We start from the raw sequence: 320 nt of genomic DNA, 5'->3' as shown, positions 1-320 counted from the left end.
GTGCGTTTAGCGTCTGTGACCTTGTGGATATATTCGAACCTTATTCTTTTAGGCTGTCGAAGTAGACCTTCGCCTTTTTTAAAACGTCATTCTCCAACTGAGCATCTTCGAGTTGCTTCTCAAGCTTACGAATTTGGCGTTCTAAATCAGCGTATGATTTGTCAGGGCCTTAGTTCTTTAGTGGCTTTGCCGTTTTCTTTTTCGAGGTCATGTGACTTCTCCAACTTGATAGCATGTCAGGATGAATACCGTACTTATTAGCGACCATCTTAACTGTATCTGTGGTGTCTAACGACTCTTGAACGACTTTTATTTTAAAT

General features: G+C 40.6%; 1 protein-coding gene. It reads right to left on the bottom strand.

All coding sequences use genetic code 11. The features are described 5' to 3' along the window. Window positions 1–169: 169 nt before the first annotated feature. Window positions 170–313, bottom strand: a complete 144-nt coding sequence (locus tag IRQ78_RS20900; protein ID WP_407681628.1) for a transposase — start codon at window positions 311–313, stop codon at window positions 170–172. Between the last annotated feature and the right edge of the window lie 7 nt (window positions 314–320).

The sequence above is a fragment of the Pseudoalteromonas simplex genome (assembly GCF_015278155.1).
Taxonomy (GTDB): Bacteria; Pseudomonadota; Gammaproteobacteria; order Enterobacterales; family Alteromonadaceae; genus Pseudoalteromonas; species Pseudoalteromonas simplex.
Note: the sequence above shows the minus strand (reverse complement) of the source record. Positions and strands in the feature narration are given on the sequence as shown.